This is a genomic window from Salegentibacter tibetensis (assembly GCF_020164485.1).
In the GTDB taxonomy this organism is placed as follows: Bacteria; Bacteroidota; Bacteroidia; order Flavobacteriales; family Flavobacteriaceae; genus Salegentibacter; species Salegentibacter tibetensis.
The window spans coordinates 1-8,433 of record NZ_JAIQZA010000059.1 but is presented as its reverse complement, the minus strand read 5'-3'; the positions used below and the strand labels follow the sequence as shown (position 1 = coordinate 8,433).

Below are 8,433 nucleotides of genomic sequence, written 5' to 3'. Positions count from 1 at the left end.
TATTAATAATAAATAAATAACATTATCTATAAACAAAGTGTACTTATATGTGAAAGATATGGCTATTAAAATTGCACAAAATAAACCAATTATGAAAAGTCTAAAAACCTTCCTGTACTGTTTGCCTACTCTTTGCTTCTGAGCAAATTGTTTATTAAACCTCTTTTCAATCCTGCCTAAGAGAATCCAGGATAGGACAGGAAGCAAGATACCACCCCACCAATTAGAAATTGCAGGTAATTCTTTTTTGTTTAAAATATGATGACTTGCAACACCATCGTGAAAATAATCCCAGAAAAGAAAACTAAAAATTAAAAGACTTACTATACCTGTAATAAGGATTTTTATTTTAGTAGTGTTTTGTGATTTCATGCATTTTCATTTAATTATTTCTTCTAAGGCTTCTTGTAGGAATCCTTTAATTTTTTATTAATCTGTAATCCTTTTTTCTGATTTTCTGGTTGTGGAATCATTTAATATTTTAAGCAATTTTAAATAGCAACGTATAAACCGGCCACGAATTTTGGTGGTTTTTCACCTGACATAACACGTCACTTATCTGATCTTTTATTTAATATTAAACTTTTGATTATCCTCGTTTAGATATTAAATAGTTTTTCGGGTTCACTTATAAGATTGCCTGTACTATGCACAACCGGGATTAATGGGGATTTATAAGTAGCTTTAATTAAACTTTATCTATACCATGAATTTTAAACGGTTGGACTTTCACAAAATTGATTACAGAAAATCCAAATAGTCTTATTCTTCAATTGATTTTGGATTTTCCAGCATCGTAGGGATTAATTCACTTACGGTTGGATGAATATGTACCGCATCACGAATTACAGTAAATTGTTGCCCCGCATACATTTGATCTATTACGGTATGAATATATTCATCGGCCCCTGTACCCAAAAAAGTTGCTCCGAGGATCTTTTTGGTATTTTCTTCAATATAAATCTTAAGCATTCCCAGGGTTTCTCCCATTTCTTTAGCCCTGGCTATCTTTTCCATGGGCCTGGAAGCCACTTTGGCCTTAATGCCCGCTTTTTGAATTTCTTTAGCATTCAATCCAACCCTGGCTAGCGGTGGATCTATAAAAGCGGCGTAACAGGTAAATCGGTCTGAAAGCTTTCTCTTTTTATCTTCAAACAAGTGAGAGTTTACAATTTGAAAATCGTTAAAAGCAGTATGGGTAAAAGCTCCTTTCCCATTACAATCTCCAAGCGCCCAAATATTTGACACACTGGTTTGCAATTGGTCATTCACTTTAATGTAACCTCGATCATCTAAACTAACATCGGTGTTTTCAAGACCCATATTGCTTGTGTTAGGAATACGCCCTGCAGCAACTAATAGATGAGAACCTTGAATGTTCAATTTGTCTCCTTCACAACTAACCGAAACTTCAATTTTGCCTTCTTTATTCTTAGCACTTATACATTCGGAATTCAAACGAACATCTATTCCTTCATCCTTAAAAATCTCTTCAATGGTTTTTCCAAATTCGGAATCTTCTTTTTTCAATAATTGATCTCCCCTATCCAACATCGTTACTTTACTGCCAAATCGGCGAAACATTTGACCAAACTCCAGGCCTATATAACCACCACCAACAATTATTAAATGCTCCGGAATTTCTTCTAATTCCAGAATACTTTCATTTGTTAAATAATCAACTTCATTAAAACCATCGGGGATTCTAGGTTTGCCTCCTACATTGATGTAAATTTTATCTGCTTCATAAGTGGTTCCTTCCACTTCTACGGCGTGTTTATTTAGAAAACTTGCTTTTCCGCGAATGAGTTGAATATTTTTATTATTCTCCAACATCTTTTCCAGGCCATTCCGGGAATCTGTGATCATTTTATCTTTCCGTTCTTTAATAGTTTTCAGGTTTACTTTGATATCGCCATTTACTTCAATACCAAGCTCAGCACTGTTTTTGGCAATATAAGCCCGTCTTGCACTGGCTACGTAAGCTTTGGTTGGCGTACATCCAACATTTACACAGGTACCGCCCAGATTTCCCTTTTCTATAATGGCAACCTTCCAGTCATTTTTGGCCATACTTGCGGCGAGAGAAGGTCCTGCCTGTCCTGTTCCTATAATAATCGCATCAAACTTCATAGTTGTTTTTTTAGTATTTATAATTTTGTCCTTTATCGCTTTCCAGTTCTACTCCCAGACTTAAAACCATCCTGTTTACAAAATTGAAATAAGAAACCACCAGTGCGGCATCCAAAATGGCCTTATCACTAAAACCTACTTCCCTCAACTCATGCGTTAAAGTTCCATAATTTTGGATACTATCATTTTTCGTGAGGGTTTTGGAAAAAATACACAAAGCCAAATCTTCAGAATTAAGATTAATCCTTAAAAAATTTTTCTTCAAATTTTCTATTTTATTTTCATCCTTCCAATACTTATTTAAGGCACTTGCGTGATGCTCTATACAGTATTTGCAATTATTAGTTTTAGAAACCACTACGGCCATCATTTCTCTTTGCGACCTGGAAAGATCAGATTTGGAATACATAATTTCCATATACAAATCCATGTGTTTCACGATACTCTCAGGCCGAAGACTTTGCATTTTATGAACCTCGGCTATTTGGCCACGCTGCTTTTCCAGCTGGTCATAGATTTCTTTAAGCCTTCCTGTGGCCTCTTCGGGTTGAATTATGCTTATTCGCGACATAGATTGTTCTTAATAATTTGACTTATTTAAATATACTCAATTGTTCCTACCACAAATGTTTAAAATTACAGGTATACACCCGCAGCTTATGTCATAAATCTGACAATTTATCTTACGACGAATGATTATATTACTTTTTAATAGAAATATCCAACTAAAAAGAAAAATTATGAAAAGCTCAGACTGGAAAGTAATTAGCGCTGCAAAGGAAGCAGGGATTCCGGATCCCGGATTTGAAATTGATAAAAAAACTGCCATAGTAATCACTGATCCTCAGAATGATTTTCTTCGGGAAGACGGGGTAGCCTGGCCAATTGTAAAGGAAAGTGTTAAGGAGAATAATACAATAGAAAACATGTCTACTGTATTTAAACTGGCGAGACACAAGGGAATGAAAATATTTATATCCCCCCATTATTTTTTTCCGGCAGATAAAGGATGGAAATTTGGTGGTTCTCTTGAGAAATTCATGCATTCAAAAGAAATGTATAAACGCAAGGGACGGTTGGACATGGAAGGCTTTGAAGGTTCAGGAGCCGATTTTCTCGAGGAATTCAAGCAATACCTGGAAGGAGAAAATATTATTCTTTGCAACCCCCATAAATTGTACAGCCCTAAGAATACGGACCTCAGCCTTCAACTTAGAAAGTATAGAATTGAAAAAGTTTTAATGGCAGGTATGTCTACCAATCTGTGTCTAGAATCCCATGCCAGGAATCTACTTGAAGAAGGATTTGAAGTAGGAGTAATTGCCGATGCCAGTGGAAGCGCAAAACTTCCCGGACTGGATACTTTTCAGGGTGCTTTAATGAATCTAAGAATGATTACCAGCCATGTGTTTACAACAGAAGAATTTGAGGAAGCATTAAATACTGCTAATTTAAAATAAAAGAATTTAGCCCTACCTAAAATGCAAAAGGTGTCATATTTTATGGCACCTTTTCATTTATTTTTTGTATACTAAACAATGGTATAAGTTTAAAATCTAAGGGAATAATTTTTAATTTTACAAAAATTAATCTTCGTATATCTATCTCTTTTTTTGCATCTTCTTTAAAAAAAGTGGAAATTAATACTCATTTTCTTCTAACTAAAAATGCATAGACATTCAATACAACATACTGATTTTAAGTGATTTGTCATTTTTTTGACAAATGTAAAAGATTAGAATCAGTAAATTTAGTTTAACCAGGTGAGATAAAAAGGTCGCTTTGCCTTTACTTTCTGCCTCTGTACCCCCTGAAAAGCTCTTTTTCAAATACCCCCCTATTAGTCCTGAACTTCCTAAACGGGATTTTCTGAAGATGAGAAACTTGAATTCTTTTATTGAATTATGGATTTCACTTCGCTTTGTTCTTGAATGTATTAATTATTTAAATATTAACCATTAAATCCTAAATTATGAGAGCATTAAACTATTGGATGGGCTTTGTGACAATTATCGCTTTGCTCTTTACCTCTTGTACCAAAGAGGAGAAAATCAGAGATGAAGGAACGGGAACTTTGTCCTTTGGAGCTCTATTAAATGATCTGGCTTCTAACAGAGCCGAATTTAAGCAACAACTCAACAATATTCCTTCCTGTTCTGACGCTGTACCTTCTTTTGTGGAGGTAGTGCTCAACGGTCCAACAAACGTTGGAAGCATGGAGGAACCCCTTGTGATTAGAGTAAATTCTACTCCCACCAACAATGGCAACTACTTTACTGAAGAATCTGGAGATCTGGAATTGGAGGCGGGAATATATACTCTTGAATATTTTGCCGTTTATGATGGAAATCCCATAGATCTAAGCAGTAACAGAATTTGGATTGCACCTCATACCGGTGGTGAGATGGCCAGTTTTGTAAGTAATCCCTTGCCTTTGGATATCGATCTTAGGGCGGGAGTAAAAAAGTATGTTGAAGTAGATGTTTTATGTTTTGACGATCGAATGGTGAATGAATACGGTTATACCTTTTTTGATATTGATAGAACAACGGCTTTAAAGTTTTGTGTTTTCGGAAATTTCTGTAACGAAAGCGGCAGGCATTTCCCTGCACACTTTAGGGTAGATGCTTGGCGATACAGTGGTGACCCACAAAATCCCAGAGGAAGTGTGCTAGTCAGTGACCTGGTGAATACTGTTGGAACAAACAGCAATGGAGATGCTTTTGCTGAACCACTATGTCTAGCTTTGCCGGCTGGTAATGATAGCAATGAATACTACCTGGAAATTACGCTTCTGGATTCTGATGCTTATGATACAGAAGAGCGTTTGGTTAGAAGTGGAGTAATTACAGCAGGAAATGTGAGGGGATTATTTGATGGAGATTCCAATCTCGATTACTTCCATTTCAAGGTAGGCTGTGAATCTGGAGATTCTCCACCACTTTTTGAAACCGACCATATTGTACAGGTACCGGAAGGCTATACTGTGGAAAGATTGACTTATGGATTACACCTGCCCACAACCGCTACTTGGGATGATGAAGGAAATATGTTTGTTGTAGAGGCCGGTGGGGGATTATTCCCTAACCAGCTTGCTCCTATGAAGATAGTTCAGATTATGGAAGATGGAACAAGGGTAGAAGCAGTGAATTTAGACAATCGAGGCATAGAACCCGCCATTGTTGGTTTGCTATGGCATGATGGCTGGTTTTATATAACCCATCGCGCTGATGATCTATCCGGGGCTGTTTCTCGGGTAAGTAAAACAGGGCAATTAGAACTTTTGTTTAAAGGAATTATAGACAGCAAGGCTGAACATCAAATAAATGATATTCAAGTTGGCCCCGATGGATATATGTACGTGGCTGTTGGTCTTGCCGCCAATGCTGCGGTAGTAGGGCCAGATCTTACTCCTTATGTTAAGAAAAGTCCGGATTTACGCTCCACTCCCTGTCAGGACATTGTACTTCTGGGTAAGAACTTTGAAACTCCTAACTTTCTTACAGAGGAAGAAGGTGATATGATAAGAACAGGTGCTTATGTGCCTTTTGGGGAAGAAACTTCTCCGGGGCAGGTAATAGCGGGAGTTAGCCTTTGCGGAGGTTCTATCCTTAGATTTGATCCAAATAATGCTATGAGTACCATATCTACTTACGCCTGGGGCTTCCGTAACATCATTGGTTTGTCATGGGACAGTAATGGAAATATGTATGCCGGTGAGAATGGTTATGATATACGTGGTTCCCGTCCTGTAAATGATTATATGGATGCCAGTTTACGTATCCACCAGGGCATGTGGTATGGAGTCCCCGATTTCTCTGCCAACAGAGAACCTTTAAACGATCCTAGATTTGAAGTGCCCGATGAATTCCAGGCACCTGTATACATCAATGATGAATTAATAGGCAAACAACTAGGATTCTTAATAGATCATGCGGCAAGCGCTTTGACTCCGCCCAATTCTTCCGTTGTCCTGGGCAGCCATGAATTTAATTCTTCCCCAAGTATGTTGGACGCTGCACCTGCAAGTTGGGGAGAATGGGAAGACCATCTATTTATTGCAGAATGGGGAGATCTTGCACCACCAACAAACCCTCTTAGAGGCGAAGCCCCGGCAGGTTTCCAGGTGGTCCGTGTAAATCCTGGAAACGGACAACTTGAACCGTTTGCCACTAACCCCGGTAATCGCCCGGCTTCTTATCTGGGAATGCAGGGGAAAGGATTGGAACGGCCATTTGATGTGAAATTTGGACCTGATGGCGCCCTGTATATTATAGATTATGGGGAGGTCACCATTGATATGTCGCAAGTACCACCATACGTATATAATCCGAATTCGGGAGCTATCTGGAAGATAACAAAAACCGAGTAGAAGGATTTGAAAAATGTATTTAAAGGAGGTCTTATGATAATAGGACCTCCTTGGTTTTATACAACAAAGTTATAATTTTCCAAGAATAAAAATGGGAAAGATAATATCTTCTATTTACATAAAACTAAATGGCAACCAGACGACTAGCTAAAGATGTCGTGTTCCATAAATTTATGCAGTTGCAACAGGCATAACAGCAGACCTGCTGTATAATTTAAAAAATAAAGTAGATCTTTAAGATTTTTCAACATAACGAGTGCAATTCACCATCGTTTATTGGAAACCATCCCCACCCCGGAGGTGATTCATCCTTTTGAGTTGTTCTAAAAGCAGTAATTTTAATCGCTAAAATGTTTAAAAATGAAACGTAAAGTAGATGTATTGCTTCTCAAATGATTTTCTTTCTGGTTATGATTATATAGACCAGTTACTGTAGTACTAACAAAATAAAGATTTAAATATTTTTAATTTTGTTAGAATTCGTTCTTTCACCTGAGGGAAAGCTTTTTATGCCTCCTATGATCTCACAGATCTCTTTGGTATCTTCTCCCTGATGATATCTCAGTGAACTGCAGTTCTCTAAGGAAGTGGTAAATCATAAGTTTAATGAGGTAAGAAGGCTAAACCATTTAGCTATTTAAACCTCTTGTTTTTCCAGGATCTGGACAAACTCTCCCTGAAGGCTTACACTTTTGTCCAAGGCATACCAAGTGTGTAGTTCCTTTTCAAAAATTTCCCAACTACGTCCTGCAGGTTCCCTTTTCCAATCCATTAAGATCTTTTGTGCAGGTTCGGGTCGGGGACCCCAAGTAAAAATTTCATTTCCGCTTTGGTCAAAACTTACCAGTTTTGGAATTGATTTACTCCCGTTGGTAAGATATTGGTCCATAAGCTCCGGGTTCTCTTCCCTAAGTACAATTTTTAAATTTATATTATCAGATGCCGCAGCCATCCGCGCTATAACCGGTAAACTCTGTGCACTATCACCACACCAAGCTTCAGTGATCACAAGCCATTCTTGAAGCTCAGTTATTTCCTGTAACAGGCTCATTAATTCTGGTTGCAAGATAACAGTTTTGCTAAGTCGTGACATACGCTTTGCATTCAAGGCGGTAAAATTTGCAAGTGCTGGGCTTTGGGAACTACCCGAAGTTTTCTCCGCCAACACTAATTCCAGTATCCATTCGTAAAATTCTTCGTAAGTAAAAATTGATTTATTCATATTTATAGAGGTATATTTCATTGATTTTTCGAGCGAATTGTTCACTATGACAGTCCGGGTTTCTACTTTGAAAGAAGATAGTCCAATTTTAAACTGAATCATTACAACCCTTCAATTTAAAATTCGAAATATACTTATCCCTGTATTTGCAAAATTCCATATCCTTCTATCATCCCACTCTTTTCTTAAATTTCCGTAAACAGGGTAACACCCTATGCCTTGAGAATCTTAGTCAAGCGACGGAGATTCAGGTCAAAAATTTTCTTATTGGCAAATCATATCCAACTGGAGGATTCTTTTTTCTCCATCCCATTTTCTATTTACATAACTTGGTCCAGTACCTACCTTTCCGATCGAACTGGCATCCTTCAGCATATTGGGATATTGCATCTAAAGATTTGAAAAAAAGCAAAATATATCCTCGGGAAGATGGGAATGATGTATTTGAAAGTAATTAACTCCATACAGTTTTATATTTCATAACCCAAGATCCATAATCCTTACAAAAGCTGTGTTGCATATTTCCAGAATAACAAATGCGGAATAACTTAAGTCTACAAAAATCAGAAAGGAATATTTAAAATTAAGCTAAAGATTAATCAGGCACGGAAATAAATCTTTAATAAATTGTTTAATTTGCCGATAAGGTTGGTGAGATTGAGCCGTATACCAAAATTTTTTCAATTAACACGATTTATTAATGGAA

At 37.2% G+C, this 8,433-nt stretch carries 6 protein-coding genes; 2 read left to right on the top strand and 4 right to left on the bottom strand.

Features of this window, described 5'->3' with window-relative positions:
• The 3 genes from LB467_RS18085 to LB467_RS18075 form a co-directional block, all read right to left on the bottom strand.
• Positions 1-372, bottom strand: a 372-nt coding sequence (locus LB467_RS18085; protein ID WP_224475517.1) for a hypothetical protein, incomplete at its 3' end; no start/stop codon positions are given.
• A gap of 390 nt (positions 373-762) precedes the next feature.
• Positions 763-2,133 carry an FAD-containing oxidoreductase gene (locus LB467_RS18080; RefSeq protein ID WP_224475516.1) on the bottom strand — a complete coding sequence of 457 codons (1,371 nt, stop codon included), beginning with the start codon at positions 2,131-2,133 and terminating at the stop codon, positions 763-765.
• Between the two features lie 10 nt (positions 2,134-2,143).
• A complete protein-coding gene (locus tag LB467_RS18075; protein ID WP_224475514.1) occupies positions 2,144-2,704 on the bottom strand; it encodes a peroxidase-related enzyme in 561 nt (186 codons plus the stop codon).
• 169 nt (positions 2,705-2,873) lie between these two features.
• On the opposite strand from LB467_RS18075, the gene LB467_RS18070 reads away from it, so the two are divergent.
• Together LB467_RS18070 and LB467_RS18065 are read left to right on the top strand one after the other, a co-directional pair.
• Positions 2,874-3,593, top strand: coding sequence for a cysteine hydrolase (locus tag LB467_RS18070; RefSeq protein ID WP_224475512.1), 720 nt, complete (start codon positions 2,874-2,876; stop codon positions 3,591-3,593).
• Between the two features lie 512 nt (positions 3,594-4,105).
• Complete coding sequence (locus LB467_RS18065) at positions 4,106-6,505, top strand: PQQ-dependent sugar dehydrogenase (RefSeq protein WP_224475511.1); 2,400 nt, start codon at positions 4,106-4,108, stop codon at positions 6,503-6,505.
• 637 nt (positions 6,506-7,142) lie between these two features.
• Here LB467_RS18065 and LB467_RS18060 read toward each other — a convergent pair.
• The gene (locus tag LB467_RS18060) at positions 7,143-7,727 is read right to left on the bottom strand and encodes a thioredoxin family protein (RefSeq protein WP_224475509.1); all 585 of its coding nucleotides are present in this window, start codon (positions 7,725-7,727) and stop codon (positions 7,143-7,145) included.
• Positions 7,728-8,433: the final 706 nt, after the last annotated feature.

What these genes read in the sequence shown, in the direction of transcription:
- LB467_RS18080 (WP_224475516.1), bottom strand. Translation starts at nt 2,133, where the DNA reads ATGAAGTTTGATGCGATTATTATAGGAACAGGACAGGCAGGACCTTCT.
- LB467_RS18075 (WP_224475514.1), bottom strand. Translation starts at nt 2,704, where the DNA reads ATGTCGCGAATAAGCATAATTCAACCCGAAGAGGCCACAGGAAGGCTT.
- LB467_RS18070 (WP_224475512.1), top strand. Translation starts at nt 2,874, where the DNA reads ATGAAAAGCTCAGACTGGAAAGTAATTAGCGCTGCAAAGGAAGCAGGG.
- LB467_RS18065 (WP_224475511.1), top strand. Translation starts at nt 4,106, where the DNA reads ATGAGAGCATTAAACTATTGGATGGGCTTTGTGACAATTATCGCTTTG.
- LB467_RS18060 (WP_224475509.1), bottom strand. Translation starts at nt 7,727, where the DNA reads ATGAATAAATCAATTTTTACTTACGAAGAATTTTACGAATGGATACTG.